The organism is Pontibacter sp. BAB1700 (genome assembly GCF_000277005.1).
Taxonomy (GTDB): domain Bacteria; phylum Bacteroidota; class Bacteroidia; order Cytophagales; family Hymenobacteraceae; genus Pontibacter; species Pontibacter lucknowensis.
Window position 1 is genome coordinate 1 of sequence record NZ_AKIS01000034.1, and the last position, 17,901, is coordinate 17,901.

Annotated in this window: 12 protein-coding genes, 1 tRNA gene and 2 pseudogenes; 10 read left to right on the forward strand and 5 right to left on the reverse strand. The window is 52.0% G+C overall.

Annotation, left to right across the window (positions count from 1 at the left end; all coding sequences use genetic code 11):
• Together O71_RS04605 and O71_RS04610 are read left to right on the forward strand one after the other, a co-directional pair.
• A pseudogene (locus O71_RS04605) lies at positions 1–851 on the forward strand (aspartate aminotransferase family protein); the annotation flags it as partial.
• Between the two features lie 136 nt (positions 852–987).
• Positions 988–2,769, forward strand: coding sequence for an SLC13 family permease (locus O71_RS04610; protein ID WP_237717704.1), 1,782 nt, complete (start codon positions 988–990; stop codon positions 2,767–2,769).
• 2 nt (positions 2,770–2,771) lie between these two features.
• Here O71_RS04610 and O71_RS04615 read toward each other — a convergent pair whose 3' ends face one another.
• On the reverse strand, positions 2,772–3,110 hold the full coding sequence (locus O71_RS04615; protein ID WP_007653770.1) for a hypothetical protein: 339 nt from the start codon (positions 3,108–3,110) through the stop codon (positions 2,772–2,774).
• An 11-nt stretch (positions 3,111–3,121) separates the two neighbouring features.
• Positions 3,122–3,550, reverse strand: coding sequence for a TerB family tellurite resistance protein (locus O71_RS04620; protein WP_007653771.1), 429 nt, complete (start codon positions 3,548–3,550; stop codon positions 3,122–3,124).
• A gap of 320 nt (positions 3,551–3,870) precedes the next feature.
• On the opposite strand from O71_RS04620, the gene pfkA reads away from it, so the two are divergent.
• Positions 3,871–4,842 (forward strand): 6-phosphofructokinase, encoded by a 972-nt coding sequence (pfkA, locus tag O71_RS04625; RefSeq protein WP_007653772.1) that lies wholly within the window; start codon positions 3,871–3,873, stop codon positions 4,840–4,842.
• 5 nt (positions 4,843–4,847) lie between these two features.
• Here the strand turns inward: pfkA and miaA are convergent.
• A pseudogene (gene miaA / locus O71_RS04630) lies at positions 4,848–5,836 on the reverse strand (tRNA (adenosine(37)-N6)-dimethylallyltransferase MiaA).
• Positions 5,837–5,969: 133 nt separating this feature from the next.
• On the opposite strand from miaA, the gene O71_RS04635 reads away from it, so the two are divergent.
• From O71_RS04635 to O71_RS04655, 6 genes are read left to right on the forward strand one after another with little or no spacing between them, the layout of a single operon-like run.
• Positions 5,970–9,809 (forward strand): PAS domain S-box protein, encoded by a 3,840-nt coding sequence (locus tag O71_RS04635; RefSeq protein WP_155800520.1) that lies wholly within the window; start codon positions 5,970–5,972, stop codon positions 9,807–9,809.
• Positions 9,810–9,832: 23 nt separating this feature from the next.
• Positions 9,833–11,179 (forward strand): ATP-binding protein, encoded by a 1,347-nt coding sequence (locus tag O71_RS23695; RefSeq protein ID WP_155800522.1) that lies wholly within the window; start codon positions 9,833–9,835, stop codon positions 11,177–11,179.
• A 12-nt stretch (positions 11,180–11,191) separates the two neighbouring features.
• On the forward strand, positions 11,192–11,575 hold the full coding sequence (locus O71_RS04640; RefSeq protein WP_007653774.1) for a response regulator: 384 nt from the start codon (positions 11,192–11,194) through the stop codon (positions 11,573–11,575).
• Positions 11,576–11,851 (forward strand): hypothetical protein, encoded by a 276-nt coding sequence (locus O71_RS04645; protein ID WP_007653775.1) that lies wholly within the window; start codon positions 11,576–11,578, stop codon positions 11,849–11,851.
• A complete protein-coding gene (locus O71_RS04650; RefSeq protein ID WP_007653776.1) occupies positions 11,848–12,609 on the forward strand; it encodes an MBL fold metallo-hydrolase in 762 nt (253 codons plus the stop codon). The genes O71_RS04645 and O71_RS04650 overlap by 4 nt, the downstream gene beginning before the upstream one ends.
• Positions 12,610–14,181 carry an NFACT RNA binding domain-containing protein gene (locus O71_RS04655; protein ID WP_007653778.1) on the forward strand — a complete coding sequence of 524 codons (1,572 nt, stop codon included), beginning with the start codon at positions 12,610–12,612 and terminating at the stop codon, positions 14,179–14,181.
• A gap of 43 nt (positions 14,182–14,224) precedes the next feature.
• Here O71_RS04655 and O71_RS04660 read toward each other — a convergent pair.
• Positions 14,225–14,305 (reverse strand) — tRNA-Leu (locus O71_RS04660).
• A 149-nt stretch (positions 14,306–14,454) separates the two neighbouring features.
• Complete coding sequence (locus tag O71_RS04665; RefSeq protein WP_007653780.1) at positions 14,455–16,713, reverse strand: TonB-dependent receptor; 2,259 nt, start codon at positions 16,711–16,713, stop codon at positions 14,455–14,457.
• Between the two features lie 374 nt (positions 16,714–17,087).
• Between O71_RS04665 and O71_RS04670 the strand changes: the two genes are divergently transcribed.
• Positions 17,088–17,771, forward strand: coding sequence for an ABC transporter ATP-binding protein (locus O71_RS04670; protein ID WP_007653782.1), 684 nt, complete (start codon positions 17,088–17,090; stop codon positions 17,769–17,771).
• The last annotated feature ends 130 nt before the right edge of the window (positions 17,772–17,901 follow it).

Genomic DNA, 17,901 nt, shown 5'->3' on the forward strand with positions numbered 1-17,901 from the left:
GTGCCCTCGAAACTGGCCAAACGCTACACAGCCGTACCGAGCTGATCTCCTGCTACAACGCCTACCATGGCTCTACACAGGGTGCCCTTTCCATGAACGGCAGTGAAAGTTTTAAGAATGCTTTCCGCCCGCTCCTGCCTGACGTGCGCCATATTCATTACAATAACATCGCTGATCTGGAGCAAATAACGAAGCGCACAGCTGCAGTCTTGATAGAGACTGTGCAGGGTGAGGCTGGTGTCCGTGTGCCGGATCAGGATTATCTGAAGAGACTACGAGAGCGCTGCAACCAAACGGGCACGCTGCTGATTCTGGATGAGATACAATGTGGCTTCGGCAGAACCGGTACCTTCTGGGCCTTTGAGCAGTTCGGCATAGAGCCCGATATTTTGGTATGCGCCAAAGGGATGGGAGGCGGTATGCCGATTGGTGCTTTCATCGCACCGCAGGAAATCATGGCCGCTTTCAAGACTGATCCCATCCTGGGCCACTGCTCTACCTTTGGCGGGCACCCGGTCAGCTGCGCTGCCTCCCTTGCCACACTACAGGTCATTCAGGAAGAAAACCTGCTGGAAGGCGTCGCACAGAAAGCCGAACTGATTAAGCAACTGCTGGTGCACCCACGCATCAAACAGATCCGCAACCAGGGGCTGATGATGGCCGCAGAGTTTGAGTCGTTTGAAGTACTCAAAGCGGTGATCGACCAAGCTATTTTGAATGGTGTGCTGACTGACTGGTTCCTGTTCTGTGACAACTCCATGCGCATTGCACCGCCGCTTACCATCACAGAGGAGCAGATTCATGAAGCTTGCCAGATCATCCTGAGGTCTATTGATGAAGCATTAGCTTAATTTTCCATACCTGGCAGGTATACCAGCAGACTGCCCTTATCAGGTATAGGCAAAGGGTGTCGTAAATATTTTCCTCTGAGTGACTATCGGGAGCGGCTTTGTCACGTAAAAGCCGTTGCTACACCTTATATCCGGTGTGACTTCCCAATTATCCTCTATGGAAATAGCCATTGTACTGACCTTGCTGGTGATAGCGGTTGTGCTGTTCGCGACCGAAAAGGTGTCTGTTGAACTGGTCACCCTGCTCATACTGATCATCCTGTCGGGTTTGCGCATCATTAGTCCCGAAGAGGCCTTCGCCGGCTTCAGCAGTGATTTCATCATCATCATCGCCTCTATCTTCATACTCAGTGCGGCCCTCGAAGAAACCGGTATCCTTGATTTTGCCGTGGTGCGGCTCGTGCGACTGGCCCAGCAAAGCAATAACCTGATGCTGCTGACCATTATGCTGGTGACAGGGGTGGTTTCGGCTTTCATGAACAACACTACCGTTACGGCTATGTTCATCACACCGCTTATTGGTCTTTCGAAGCGGATCAACCTGAGTGCCTCCAAACTACTCATGCCACTAGCCTATGCCGCCATCCTGGGAGGTACCTGCACACTGATCGGCACTTCCACCAACGTGGCAGTGAGCGGCTATATTGCCAAGGCAGGCCTGGAGCCGATCGGGCTGTTTGAGATCTCAGGTATAGGCTTCATCATTTTCGCGGTTGGCATGGTCTACATGATGACCGTGGGGCAGCGCATGCTGCCAAGCCACGTCGACCAGGAACTGGCCGAAGAGTACAAGCTGCAGAAGTATGTTACCGAGGTGGTGGTGCTACCCGATTCGCCGCTCGTCGGACAGCTGGTGTTTGCCTCTGACCTGACCACGCTGAACCTGCGCATGCTCAATGTTATCCGTGCCAAGGAGAACTTCCTGCCTGACTTCCGTACCCGTATCCGTGCCAATGACATTCTGCTGGTGGAAGGAGATGTGGACACGCTGATGAAGGTAAAAGAGACCAAGGGACTGCAGATTATGGCCGATGCACTCATCTCCAAAGACCTCGAGACGGAAAACATCCGGCTGGCAGAGATCATGATCACGCGGCAGTCCAACTTGATCAACCGCACCATTAAGGAGTCGGAGTTCTTACGGCGCTTCGGCCTGGTAGTGCTGGCCGTATCGCGCCACGGTGAAACGCTGCGCAGCAAGATAGGCAGCATCAGGCTGCGCATGGCCGATGTACTACTGGTACAGGGCGCACCTGAGCGCTTCGAGCAGGTCCGCAACTCAAACCATATTGCCGTGCTCGACGAATTTGAGCCGGTGCTCTACAAAAAGAAGAAGGGGCTTATCGTGATCATCAGCTTTGCATTGGCCATACTGGCAGGTACGCTGCAAGTGCTTCCACTCTCCATTGCTTTTCTGTCTGCAGCTGTCGTGAGTATCCTGCTGCGGGCGATCAGTACCGAGAAAGCTTACAATGCCATAGACTGGCGCCTGCTTATTCTGATAGGAGGTATGACGGCCTTCGGGGCGGCCATGGAAAATTCCGGTGCAGCCGAATTTCTGGCACAGGGTATTGTGGAGGTGATGGAGCCTATTGGTGGCCGAACAGGTATACTGGCGGGCTTTGTGATTCTAACCGTGCTGCTGACACAGCCCATGTCCAATGCGGCGGCGGCGCTGGTGGTCATACCGGTGGCCTTACGAGCCGCTATAGAGCTTGGCGCCGATCCACGTTCCTTTGCCATTGCCATTATGCTGGGGGCCTCGGTATCGCTGGTAACGCCTTTTGAGCCGGCCTGTATCCTGGTTTACAGCCCGGGCAAGTACCGCTTCTGGGATTTTATCCGGATTGGCTCTCCACTTACCTTACTGCTGGTGATTGTGATACTGGTGCTGGTGCCTGTGTTCTGGCCTATGTAAAATTACTCCTGCAGTCCGCTGAGCGTCACGATAACTACTGCAAACAAGGCCGCAGAGAGTCCCATAGCCAGAATCAATTTACCGGCCTGCATGGCCACGACTTTTTCGGGACGGGGTAGCCAGAGGTAGTTCAGGCTCAGGTTGAGCAAGTATACCATGATTGTCAGCAGAAAGCTGATGAACCAGAAGGCAAAAAAACGCAGAATGAAATCTTCGGAAAGTAAGGTAGCCTCGTAGGAAATGAGGTGTAGCTCGTGGGCAAAAAAGAAGTAAGCAAGTAGTAACAGTGCCATGGCATAAGCAGCCAAAATAGCCCCGTTCCAAACACGCAGATTTTTCATGCGATCATTTTTTAGTAATTCAGGAAGGCCTGTGCATCCTGCCGTATCTCCTCGCGGGAGAGCCCGTCTTTTACCCCAATGGAGATTTTGCGCACCAGCACCCCTACGATGGATTTCTTGAAACCGAGCCGCACAGCCATGTTGACGCAGAACTCCATTTCACTTTCATCGACTATGCCATCGGCCAGCATCATCTCCACCAGGTCATAGATCTGGTCGAAGCGCTCCGTATCATTAGAGGGCAACTGGGGTTTTACAGCTTGCACGTTCGAAAGCAGGTCACGCACTTCACTGGATTTCATGCCATGGCGCTCACCGATGGCAATTATAAAATCCATTTCGGTGGGATCCACATGACCATCCGCCTTGGCTAGAGCACCGAGGTTGGTGATGTGGCTCTTTAATTTTTTCTCTGCCTCGCTTTCAAAAAAACTAAACATACAATTCCCTTTTTGACTTGTTTACTATTTCATAACAAATTAATAACGAATGCAATAAGTATAGCTATACCCTGCCGGTTATTTTTGCAGCACCCATAGTATAAACGCTTTTTTCTTATTTGCAGTCTGTAGGCGATGATGCTTTTCATACGGTTTTTACTATCTTATTAGTTATGCTTTTGTATTCTTTTTTTATTTCCACTTAAATTAACAAATGTATACCTTGCAGATTCATAAAATCGCACACGTGTACTGTAGCGATCAATCGAAAGAGGCCGGAACCGGGCCTCGACAGGGAACCCATTAAAAAGCAACTCTTTATGAAGAGGATTGGAGTATTTACATCAGGAGGCGACGCGCCGGGCATGAACGCATGCATCCGGGCGATTGTACGGACAGCCGTATATTACGGATTGGAAGTTTACGGTATCAGAAGAGGATACAACGGTATGATCAAGGGCGACATCTTTAAGATGGAGTCGATAACGGTGAGTAATATTATACAGAAAGGCGGCACCCTACTTAAGTCGGCACGCAGCAAAGAGTTTCTGACAAAGGAAGGCAGGCAGGCAGCTTACGAACAGCTCAGAGCCCATGGCATTGAAGGACTTGTGGCCATCGGCGGTGACGGCACCTTTACCGGGGCTAACATATTTTACGAGGAGTACGGCATCCCAACCATCGGAGCACCCGGTACCATCGACAACGACCTGTATGGCACGGACTATACCATTGGCTACGATACGGCCGTTAACACAGCCCTTGACGCCATCGACAAGATACGCGACACAGCTGACAGCCACGAGCGGGTGTTTTTTGTGGAGGTGATGGGCCGTGACTCAGGCTATATTGCTATACCTTGCGCTATTGGTGGCGGCGCTGAGATCGTGATGATCCCGGAGACCGATACTTCCATCGATTTTGTGATTGAGCAGCTGAAAGCCGGCTGGAGCCGGTCCAAGACTTCCTTTATCGTGATTGTGGCAGAGGGCGACGAAGAAGGCAGCGCCACGGAGATCGCCGCGAAAGTATCGCAGCAGATACCGAACATGGATGCCCGCGTAACGATACTGGGCCACGTGCAGCGCGGCGGGGCGCCCACTGCGGCCGACCGTATGCTGGCCAGTCAACTTGGTATCGCCTGCGTGGAAGGCCTGATGGCTGGGCGCACCAACGAAATGGCCGGTATCATTAACCGCGAGCTGGTATACACTCCTTTCATCGAGACCATTACCAAGCAGAAACTAATCAACCCGAACTTCACCAAAATGGTGGATATTCTGTCGGTATAAGCAGGCTATACCTGAAAACGGCGCGGCCGGCTTTCACAATAGCCGGCCGCGCCGTTTCTATACCTTCCTTGTGATGCGTCCTGCATCTGCTGCCTGATAAAACGTAGTATCTCATCCCACTGCTCCGGATGAAACCAGGTATAGTCGGCGTGTTTGTGAAACCAGGTGAGTTGCCGCTTGGCGTATCGGCGGCTGTTGCGTTTGAGCAGGCGCACCGCTTCCTCCCAGTCATACTGCCCCTCCAGGTAATCAAATATCTCTTTGTAGCCCACTGTTTGCAGCGCATTGTGCGCACGGTAGGGGTACAGGCTTTCGGCTTCTTCCAGCAGGCCTTGCTCCAGCATCAGGTCCATGCGGCGGTCGATGCGCTCGTACAGTTCCTGCCGGTCGCGCGTCAGCCCGATCTTGATGATATGAAAAGGCCGCTCCCGGGTACCTGCTTTCCGGAAAGCCGAGTAAGGCTGTCCGCTTGAAAGGCATACCTCCAGTGCACGTATAACACGCTGCGGATTGGCCTTGTCTACCCGCTCATAATACGTGGGGTCAAGTTCCTGCAACTGCTCCTGCAATGGCTGTAGTCCCTCCTGCTGGTAACGGGCGGTCAGACTTTCGCGCACGGCAGGATCTGCCTCAGGCATTTCGTCCATCCCATCAGTCACCGCTCGCACGTACAGCCCTGAGCCACCTGTCAGGATCACGGCCTCGTGCCGCTGAAACAGCTGTCCGGCCAGGGCCAGCACATCCTGCTCATAAGCGCCTGCATTGTAGGTTTCTGTGATCGGGTGCGAGTCCACAAAATGATGCCGTATACCTTGCTGCTCCTCCTGGGTGGGTTTGGCCGTACCGATCGACATCTCCTGGTAGAACTGGCGGGAGTCAGCGAGATGATCTCAGTGCCGAAATGCTGCGCCAGGCGCACGCAGAGGTCGGTTTTGCCCACGGCAGTAGGACCAACAACTACGATCAGAAAACGGGGGGATGGCGTTGCAGACATGGGCGGGACAGACAATATACTTCGTGTTTATGCCACAAATTAACTCCCTTTCTTGTTATTCAGGAAGCAAAAGTGCCATTGCTTTTGTTTTTTTACTAATTTATGGGTTTAAACGACAACGGAACTACACCAGATGCCACTGATACCTAGCCAACAAACTACTGAAAGCCTGACAATGCTTGCTGAGAACCTGCTCCAGGTGCTTGGTCAGCTCTATCCTGCTGACCATGCCCTGCTTGTTGCTTCCGCTGCAGGGGAGCTGCTTGCTGCCAACACCAAAGCCGAAACCATACTCCCTGTAGAGCAGGGTGTAGCTATACGTCCGCTGGTTGGCCTGGCTGATGAAGATGATTTTGCGGCCTTTAAGGTTTCGCTGGTTCAAAACGATAAAGCGATAGGAAAGATAAAAGACCGTCAGGGCAACCTAAGCACCTTCCACTGTCAGCAACTGCAGTTTCAGGGGCAGGCTTTCCTGTGCTTTGACATCCCAGAGAATGCAGCCGCAGAAGCTGATGACGCGAGTTATCATAACCTGTTCGACGACAGCGCAGAGCCTTTGTTTGTCCTCGATCACGATGGTATTTTCATCGACATTAACCAAAGCGCTTCGGACCTGGTGCAGTTGAAAAAAGAGGAGATCATCGGAAAATCTCTGTTCAAGCAGTTTGAACTCAACCTGTTTGAGCGGGTAGCCCTGCGCAACCAGTTGCAGACTACCCTGAAAGGAGAGCCACAGCGCTTTGAGTGGTGGCTTCGTGAAACAGAGCAGGAACTGATGCCAGTTGAGATCTCCCTGAAAAAGGGCAGTTTCAATGGCCAGACCGTCATCTTCGGTTCTGCCAAGAACCTGTACGAGGCAGTTGGTGCGGAACGCAATGTGCGCTTCCGCAATCACCAGCTCGAATTCGTCAACCACCTGATTACGAATCTGTCGGGCTCCGAGAGCCGCGAAGATGTGCTACGCTATACCTTGAACGAATTGCTGGACAAGACCGATGTTATCGGTGGTGCCGTCTATACCTACGATGCTACTTCTGGCAAAGCGCTTCTTTCCTATAACACAGGCGAAACGCCATCGGGCTACCTCCCGGCCTCTATTCCGTTGCCGGTGACGCAGGCTGAGCAACTTGCCAAACCTGACCGCCGCAAAGCCCTGCACGACACCATTCAGCAAATGGAAGATTTGCTGGGTCAGCACCTGACCGTACTGCCTGTCAGTTCAGAGGCCGGCCTAACGGCACTCCTGCTGGTATGGCCAGGGCATGATGCCAAAATTACCCAGTCGTTTATGTCGCTGCTCGACTTTATCGGGGGCGCCATTGGCAACTACATCGCCAAACACGATCTGCAGCTCAAGCTCTCCCATACCGAGGACAAGTATAAAATCATGTTTGAGTCCACTTACGACGCGATCCTGCTTTTCCGGGATGGCATTGTGGTAGACTGCAACGAAAAGGCACTGGAGTATTTCCGCTGTACCCGCGACGAGTTGGTTGGGAAGTCGCCAACCGACTACTCTCCGGAGTATCAGCCGGACGGCATGCGCTCGACAGAGAAAACGGCCATGTTGATCGAGCAGCTGATGGCGAACGGGAAACCGATCACTGTTGACTGGAAGAACATCCGCAAAGATGGCACCACCATGGACACGGAGCTCAACCTCAACCGCGTGATGATCGACGGCGCATACCACATTCTGGTGTTCAAGCGCGACATTACCCAACGCAAGCAGGTGCAGAACTCCAAGCGCCGCGAGGAAATCGCCCGCGAGTCGATGGCCCATTTCCGCAGCTTCCTGGAGAAAGTAAATCTAATCTACTATAGCCTCGACAAAAACGGCAACATCGCCTACGCCAATGATTACTTCCTAACCTATGTGGAGTACTCACGCGAGGAGCTGATCGGGCAGAATTTCTATGAACTGCTGGTGCCTGAGCCTGATCGCGAGACACGCTTTGCCGACTTCAGACGCTCTATCGAAACGCGCCAGCTCAACTCCTATTACGAGCGTGACCTGATCACCAAGTCAGGCCAGGTGAAGACCGTGCGCTGGAACTGCATGTTTGAGTACGGCCCCGAAGGTGACCTGATTGGCCTGACCAGCGTGGGCAAGGACATGACCGATAAGCGTATTGCCATGGAGGCTCTGAAAGACAATAAGATCCGTCTGCAGGACCTCTTCGACAATGCGCACGACCTGATCCAGAATATCTCGGTAGACAATAAGTTCATCTTCGTGAACAAAGCCTGGAAAGACCGTCTGGGCTACACCGATCATGATATTGAGTCGCTCACGCTCAACGACATCGTGCACCCTTATTACAAGGCCAAGCTCATTTACCAGCTGCGCAATCTGTACAAGGGTGAGAATGTGAACAAGATGGAAACCGTGTTCCTGACCAAGGCCGGCAAGCCCGTGCACCTGATCGGTTCCATTACCTGCAGCTGGCAGGACGGTCGTCCGGTGGCAACGCGCGCCATCCTGCACGATATCACCGACCGCATCAAGGCCGAGCGCCTGCAGAAGGTATACTACAGTATTGCTAACCTGGCCATCAGCAGCAAGGACCTTAACTCACTCTACTCGGCTATTCACCGCGAACTGAGCAAGATCATTGAGACGCGCAACATTTACATTGCGCTCTGCGATAACGATCACCGCCACCTGCATTTTGCCTACCTGGTCGATCAGTTTGTGGACAAATCGTCCAAGACGCAAATGCGCCGGCAGTTCTCACACGGTCTGTCAGAGTATATCATCGAGACAGGCAAGCCGCTTTACATGCAGAAGTCGGAACTCCTGGACCTGGCCCGGGAGCAGGACATCACCATACATGGCGCTATACCTGAGGTCATCCTTTGTTCCCCGCTGGCCATCGGCGATCGCATTATCGGGGTGATCACGCTGCAGGACTACCAGGACCCGAATGCCTATGTGCATACCGACATCGAGATCCTGCACTTTATCTCGAATCAGGTGGCACTTGCCATTGAGCGTAAGCGTAACGAAGAGCAGATCAACAATCAGAATGCCCGTCTCAACGCCATCTTTGAATCGGGCTCGCATCACATGTGGTCCCTCAATCGAGAGTTTGAGCTCACCTCATTCAATCAAAACTTTGCGACAGCCTTCTTCAACAGAAGCGGGCAGGAACTGGAGCTTTACACCAGGCTCAACGATAGCAATGTGGTGAACTTCCACGAGAACTCTTTTGAGTTCTGGAAAGAGAAGTATGTGCTCGCCTTCAATGGGCAACCACAGCATTTTGAAGTGCACCTGCACAATCCGGAAAGCTGGCGAGAGGTATACCTGAACCCGATCTACCTGGAAGACGGAAGCTTTGAGGAGATATCAGGTATAGCCCTTGACATCACAGATAAGAAACGCTCGCAGCTGGCGCTGGCACAGAGTGAGGTGAAGTTCCGTAGTATATTCGAGTCCTTCCAGGACGTGTATTACCGCACCACCATGGGTGGTGCCTTTGAGCTGGTCAGCCCTTCAGTTTACAACTTGCTGGGGTATAATGAACAGGAAGTCCAGCGTATTTCGTCAGAGCAACTGTATGCCAATGCAGCTGATCGGGTGCTGGTAAAAGAGCGGGTACTGGAACAGGAGAGCATTCGTGACTTCGAGATAGAAATGGTCTGCAAAGACGGCTCTATTAAAACCGTACTGCTCGATGCACGCCTCACCTACGACCAGCAAGGACAGCCTGCCGGTATGGAAGGTGTGCTGCGCGATGTATCCGAACTGAAGCGCACGCAGGTAGCGCTGCTCAAAGCCAAAGAAGAGGCAGAGAACCTGCTCAAGGTGAAAACACAGTTCCTGGCCAACATGAGTCACGAACTGCGCACACCTATGAACGGTATCATTGGTATGATCGATCTGCTGAGTCAGATCGTCAACGACGAGGAGCAGAAAGAGTACATCGATACACTGCGCAAGTCTTCGGATGCCTGCTGGCGATCCTGAACGATATCCTCGACCTGTCGAAGATGCAGGCTGGTAAGCTGGTGCTGCACGAGAGCGGCATGGACCTGCATGACACGCTCAACAAGATACACTCGCTCTTTGCAAACCGGGCCCAGCAAAAGGACCTGCATTTTACCTACACGATAACGCCGGAGACACCACGCTATGTGCTCACCGACGAAACGCGTTTCCTGCAGGTGCTTTCCAACCTGACTTCTAACGCCATTAAGTTCACGAACGAAGGCGAAGTGAGCATACATGTAGATGCCGAACCACTGAAGAAAGGTCAGGAGTATATGCTGAAAGTGCGGGTGAAGGACTCAGGTATAGGTATAACCGACGAAGACCAGAAACTGCTCTTCACTGACTTCACCCAGCTTGATAACTCGTCCACCAAGACCTTTGGCGGCACAGGCCTCGGTCTGGCCATCTCGAAGCAGCTCACCCACCTGCTTGGTGGTGACATCGGGGTGGAATCGATACCAAATGACGGTAGCACCTTCTGGTTCACGATAAAGGTGAAGAAAGCCAACAGCGAAGAAGTGGAAGCACAGCTTCAGCGCATGCAATTGCAAAACGCCGAAGCCGAGGTGCTGGACTTCACACCTTATGTACTGCTAGTAGATGACAACCAGATCAATCAGAAAGTGGCCTTCAAGCTGCTGGAGCGACTGGGATGTCGCACCGACGTTGCTTCCAACGGCTACGAAGCCATAGACAGGGCGCTTAACAACGGCTACGACATGGTGTTCATGGACATTCAGATGCCTGAAATGGACGGCGTAACGGCTACTTCAATTATCCAGGAGAAGCTGGGCAATGACAGTCCGCCGGTAGTAGCCATGACTGCCTACTCGATGCGCGAAGATGCCGAGAAGTTTATGAGCCAGGGCATGGATGATTATATCTCCAAACCGGTGAAAAGTTCAGACTTGTACAAAGTGATCATGAGATGGCATGAGCTGAACTGGAAGCGCGACAAAGCCGGTGGACTTACTGCAGCCATTGACGATGATTCGGAGGACGATACCATACCTGTGATCGACCTGGCCATTACAGAGCAACTCAAAGAGATTGGAGGGGCGGAATTTGCGCGCCAGTTGTATGTGGAATTTGAACAGGAAGCTGGTGAATTGCTCGAAGAGGCCAAAAAAGAGCTGGAGGCACAACAATACAAAAGTATTTTAAGTACATTGCACCAACTTAAGGGGACCGGCTTTACACTTGGCATCAACCAGGTGGCCGAGCTAGCCAAAATCCTGGAGCATGACATAAAACATGACCAGTACGATAACGTAAGAAGTAACTTCGCAAAGCTGCTGGCCCAATACGAAAACTACCGCAAAACTTATAAAGAGATCATTTTATAGTTTATTAAACCCATGGCAGACAACAAAACCATCCTGATTGCAGAAGACAGCTCTGTGATCCTGAACCTGACGAAGAAAATTCTCGAGCTTCAGAACTACAAGATCCTGACCGCCAAGAACGGTAGTGAGGTGATCAAGCAGGTAGAGAACAATAAGATCGACGCCATCCTGATGGACCTCAACATTCCGATCAAAAACGGGATGGAGTGCTCTAAGGAAATCCGTGCGCATAAAGACGAGCAGATCTCCAACATTCCGATCATAGCAGTAACAGGCAACGCCAACAACTACACCATGGAAGACTTCAAGGAAGTGGGCATCAATGAGTACCTGCCAAAACCGCTTGATTTCGACATGCTGGTACAGACCGTAAAGAAGCACACCGGAGAGTTGTAAATGGAACTGAAGTACACGCGGCCATTTTTAAATAAGCTGGAGGATATTTTTGCGGAGTCGGATTTTGTACTGCGCTACGAGAAGGGGAATTTTAAAGCAGGCTACTGTGTGCTCAAAGACATGAAAGTAGCTGTCGTGAACAAGTACTTCAGCCTTGAAGGAAAGATCAATTGCCTGTACGACATTCTGAGAACCATTACTGTGGATGAGAATCTGCTGAGCGAGAAGAACCGACAGCTCTACCAGGACATCCGCAATCAGGAAAGAACCAATTGAAAGTAACGCTTTTAGGCACGGGCACTTCGCAGGGCGTACCGGTTATCGGTTGCTCCTGCGAAGTGTGTCGTTCTGTTGATTACAGGGACAAACGCCTGCGTGTATCGGTACATTTGCAGGTAGGCGGCAAGAGCATCATCATCGACTCCGGCCCTGATTTCCGCCAGCAAGTGCTGCGCGAGCGCATCCGCACGCTCGATGCCCTGGTGTTTACCCACGAGCACAAAGACCATACTGCCGGCCTCGACGATATCCGCGCCTACAATTTCTCGCAGCACAAGGACATGCCGCTCTACGGTGAGGAACGTGTGCTGGAACAGCTCAAAAGGGAGTTCGCCTATATCTTTTCAGGTATACAGTACCCCGGCATTCCGCGGGTTGAGCTACACCCTATTACCGAAGAGCCTTTTGAGATTGAAGGTATTCCGTTTATACCTATCCGGGTGAAGCACTACAAACTGCCCGTGCTGGGCTACCGTGTGGGAGATTTCACCTATATCACCGACGCCAATTACATCTCGGAATCTGAAAAGGAAAAAGTGCGCGGTTCTAAAGCGATCGTGCTGAACGCCCTGCGCCAGGAGCCGCACATATCACACTTCTCGCTGCAGGAAGCCATCGAACTGCTCGAGGACCTCCAGCCCGAGCGTGCCTACCTGACCCACATCAGTCACCTGCTGGGCCTCCACCGCGAGGTGGAACTGACCCTCCCCGACTTTATCCGACTAGGCTACGACGGCCTGCAGATTGAGGTATAAATGCACCAGAATTACTACTTTTTAAGGCAACTATCCGAGCAGCTGCGCAGTCGGCTGGTAGGGATGGAGGTTGTCACTTGCTTCAGTCAGAACAAGGACGAACTGGTGATAGGCTTTACTGAGGGGGAGCGGGAGCTGTATGTCCGCGCCTCACTCACTGCGCACTTTTCATCGCTTTCTTTCCCGTCTGAGTTTAAACGGGCTAAGGCCAATACGATCAACCTTTTTGGGGAGCTGCTGGGGCAAACCGTGCAGGATGTGGTGCAGCACCTGAACGAGCGCAGCTTTTACCTGAGGCTGAGCGATGGCTATACCTTGCTCTTCAAGCTTTTTGGCAACCGCTCCAACATCGTGCTGTTTCAAGGCGACGAGCCGCTTAAGCTGTTTCATAAGAAATTTGGAGCCGACTTGGAGCTGAACCCGCTACAGATGGACAGGCCTATCCGCCAGAACTTCGAGGCCTTTGCTGCAGCAGAGGGTAATATCAAGAAGGTATACCCGACCTTTGGCGATTTGCCTGCCCTGTACCTGGAACAACAAGGGTATAGCCAGCTCACGCCCGAAGACAAGTGGGAGCTGGTGCAGACTATGCTTGAGCTACTCGAAGCACCTGCGGCGTATTACCTGATCAGATTGGACGGAAAGCTGCGGCTATCATTGCTCCAGCTGGGGGAAGTGCTGCAGGTATATGATAACCCGATAGAGGCGCTGAACGGCTTTACCCGCAGTTACCTGAGCGAAACCGGCTTTGAGCGCATCTTTGAACAGACACAGCAACAGCTCCGCAAGAAGCAACGCGCCACTCAGGCCATACTGGAGCAGACAGAAGCCCGGCTGCATGAACTGCGCCACGGTCGCTCCTATTCCCAGATTGCTGACATCATCATGGCGAACCTGACCAATATTCCGCCCCGTGCCACTGAAGTAGAGCTTTACGACTTCTATACCGACCGCACACGCAAGTTTAAGCTCAAGGCCAATGAAACGCCCCAGAAGCAAGCTGAGCGCCTGTACCGCAAAGCCAAGAAGCAGCATGTTGAGATCAGCCAACTGGAGGAGCGGCAGGAGCGCAAACTAGAAGAAGCCATTGTGCTGGAAGACGCTCTGCAGGCGCTGGAGGAAGCAAAGACCTATAAGGCGCTTAAGCTATACCTGAAAGAGCATGCCCACCTGCTCACCACCAAACAGCAGGCCCTGCAGGAAGCACCTTTCCGCCTGTTTGAGACCGAAGGCTTTAAGATACTGGTCGGCAAGAGTGCTCAGAACAACGACCTGCTTACCCAGCGCCATACCTACAAGGAAGACATCTGGCTACACGCCAAAGACGTCTCAGGCTCTCATGTGGTGATTAAGCATCAGGCAGGAAAAACCGTCCCTGCCACCGTACTCGAGAAGGCCGCCCAACTGGCCGCCTACTACAGCAAACGCAAAAGCGACACCCTCTGCCCCGTGCTCTACACCCCGAAAAAATGGGTCCGCAAACCCAAAGGCGCCCCGGCTGGTGCCGTGGTAGTCGAGCGCGAACAGGTGATGCTGGTGAAGCCCGAGAATCCGTTCGAGCGGAAGGTATAGCCATAAAAAAAGCCCCGTCCGGTTAAGAACAGAGCTTTTAGAGTGCGCGCGGGGAGATTCGAACTCCCACACCCGAGGCACCACCCCCTCAAGATGGCGTGTCTACCAGTTTCACCACGTGCGCAGCTGATTAGGTTTGCAAAAGTATACTGCATAATTGAGAATTGCAACAGTCATCTGTGCTCAGAACTGTTTTTTTGCGGCTATTTTCCTGCAAATCCTGTCACTTAACACGAAGTACACTCAAACTGTTCACGCAGTCAAACACTTAACTTACTGCGGCAAGGTATAGCGAACACCCAGGAAAAAACGTCGGCCTTGCATAGGCGCATAATTATACTCCGTGTCGAAGCTGTAGCCATACGGGTTGTTCACTTCCACCTGCCGGTCAAAAGGGTCGAAGGGGCGCATCAGCGGGTGCTTGGGCATGAAGTTCAGCAAGTTCTTAACGCCGCCGTATAGCTCCAGCCCTTCTCCCATCGTCTTGGTGACCTGCAGGTTTTGCAGACTGAACCAAGGCGACATTTCCGGTCTGAAATCATTCTCCTGCACCGGCAGGTACATCGGGCCTTTCACACTGCCTGTGTAGTCCAGTGTGAGGCCGAGCTGCCTGAACTGGTACGATGCGGTGAAGGTGCCCGAGAACCGGGGTGCGTGCAATTGCGGAACACGCTCATGCTGTCCCTCACATGTGTCCTGCACCTGGTACACATCCATCAGCGTAACGCCGGTGTGCAGGCGCAGCGGAAAGGTAAAGGCCAGCTCCGTATTTAAGGCTATACCTTTGGAAATGGCATGCCCGCTCAGGTTGTCGTAGATGATCTGCGTATTGTTCGTCAGGAAATCAGCAACGATCTTGTTCGTGAAATAGGTATAGAAGGCCGACCCCTCCAAATTCAGAAAGCCACTACCAAGCGGAATGTAGCGCTGGTAGTTCAGGTTGACGTTGTAGGACTGCTCTGGCTTCAGTTCGTTTCGGATGACTACTTCACGGGCACCGGTGAGGGCGGCGTGATCTTCGGTGAACAGGTTGACTACACGGTAGCCATTGCCCATACTCAGACGAAAGATATTGTCTTCATCCGGAGCCCAGCGTATGCTCAGACGCGGCGAAAAAATGCCTCCGTGTGCCGAGTGGTGATCGTAGCGCAAACCGGAGAGCAGCGTGAACTTATCAGAAGCTTTGTACTCGTGCTGTGCAAAGGCCCCTGGCAAAGAAGTCTGATCCGGACTGTTTTCAGTAGCCTCATCATCTCCCTCTTGGGTGGCAGGCGTGTTGTCATCGTACCAGGTATAGCGGTAGGTGGTGCCAAGCAGCAGCTTCTGTTTTGCGCCCAGGTCACGATCCCATACCAACTGCCCGAAGCCCACCCGCTGATGCCCTTTGTAGTTAGTCTCCCCGTAAGCAGCATTCTGCTGATGATCGTTGTAAGAGAAGCTGAACAGCAGATTTTCAGGTATAGGCAGCTGGTAGCTTCCCAGCACTTCGTAGCGACTCGTATACACTGACTCGCCGTATACCTGATCGCCTCCCCTGTGTACCGGTTGCCACTGCATCTCCCCACCAAAGCGATCTTCGTAGTAGTAGCGGGCCGCCAGGTTAGCCACCCGGTTTTCCAGACGATTCAGGCTCCATTTGTTAAAGATGGAAAAGCGATGCTGCAGCGGGATGTCCGTAAAATTATCCTGGTTCACATCGCGCCGGTCGGCAAACCGGAAGTAATTAGTACTCAGCATGGTCGAAGCGCGGTTCCAGCGCTTGCTATACCCTATGTCGGCATTCAGCTCGCGGTGAGAGGTATAGAACAGGTCAGCTGAGAGGCGTGGAGCCGTTGCAGGACTTTTGGTGATGATGTTAATGAGGCCTGCCACAGCTTCGGAGCCATACAAGGTAGAGGCTGGTCCTTTCACCACCTCCACCCGCTCGATCAAACTGTTGGGTATGCCACTCAGTCCGTAGACTGTAGACAGGGCGCTTACGATCGGCATGCCATCGATCAGCACCATGGTATAGGCGCCTTCCATGCCGTTGATGTGGATGTCGCCGGTGCCACACACACTGCAGTTGATCTGTGGCTGCACTCCGTTCACAATTTCAAGCGCCTCAAATATGGCCGGGGTAGGGTTCTTTTGAAAATATTTGGGGGTGTAGATCTCCACCGGCACCGGTGACTCCAGCAGATACGTTTCGCGCATGGTACCCGACACCACCACTTCACGCAGTCGGGCATCCTGGGGCTGCAAAGTAACTTTCACATTACTTGTTTCTCCGGCTTTTACCGTCACTGCCACTTCCTGCGTCCTGAAGCCAATGGCTGAAACGCTGATCTTGTGCTCTCCTGCCAGTACTGGCGTTAATTCAAAATACCCCTCTTCATCAGCAGTAGCACCGACACTGCTTCCTACCAGGCCGATGCTGGCAAAAGCTGCTGGTGCGCCCCCGGCTAGTGCCTGCCCTTCTATTTTGCCGGTTTGCGCACTAACTACGACAGGGAGCATGAGCAATACATAAATCAGGTATAGGTACTTCATTTCAATAGTTTAAGCTTATCAAGACTAATACGAGACAAACTTAAATAAAAGTTTAGATTTACTTATTTTTATTTTTAGACTAACCTAAAAACATAAAATCAATTTGTTTGTTAAAGCAATGGCAATGTGGCAAAGTTTTGGCTCTTAAAGGCTTGCGTGACTGATATCAAAAAATTGCAAAACATTTGAGAAGCGCCGAAACCTTATGCATAGCTACCAATGTTGCTTTAGCACAAATGCGCATAAGATTTCAGGGATGCTGGCAGCACTCAGCTTAAGTTTCGCGCATAATGTTTGGACTATTTCGGGGGTATAACTAAATTTATACCTGTATTAAGAATAGTTATATTACTATATTTAGCCAGGGGAAGAATATGAGCATCGAGATAAAAGGACTATCCAAAGCGTATGGCAACAAACATGTACTGCAATCGCTTGACATTACAATAGAACAGGGCCAGTGCTACTGCCTGCTTGGAAAAAACGGCGTTGGCAAAAGCACCTTCCTCAACAGTATTCTCGATCTCATAAAGCCTGACAGCGGCACAATAGCGCTTTTTGGCAAGGACTACCTGAGCAATGCACTTGAAGTGAAGCAGGATTTAGGTGCCCTCTGCGAAGACAATCCCCTGATTGAAGAATTTACCGGACTGGAATACCTCAACTTTGTGGCAAAGCTTTATAAATTACCTGAAGATGAGGCGCAGCAGCGTATCAACAGCCTGACCAATTACTTTTTCTCAGAGCGGGAGTCGCTTCACAAAAATATTGCGGGCTACTCTACGGGTATGAAAAAGAAGGTCGGCATTGTGGCGGCCATTCTTCACAAGCCGCGCGTGCTTATCCTGGACGAGCCTTTCACAGGTCTTGATCCGATCGCAGCGCAGCTACTTGTAAAGCTGATCCGCAACTACAGCACGCCAAACCGGGTAGTACTAATCTCGTCACATGACCTGAATTATGTGGAGCGTGTAGCCACGCACATCGGAGTGCTTAATGACGGACAGCTGATGTACAACGGCTCGGTACAGGAGTTTACCATGAACGGCGAAGCCTGATCGACCAGGCCCTGTTCCAACTCCTCCAGCCACACCACACCACTACCGACGCCGACATCGACTGGATGTTGAATTAGTTTGAGCGTTTTAAAGTTTAGGAGTTTGAGATTGTAGAGCACTCCTAAATTCC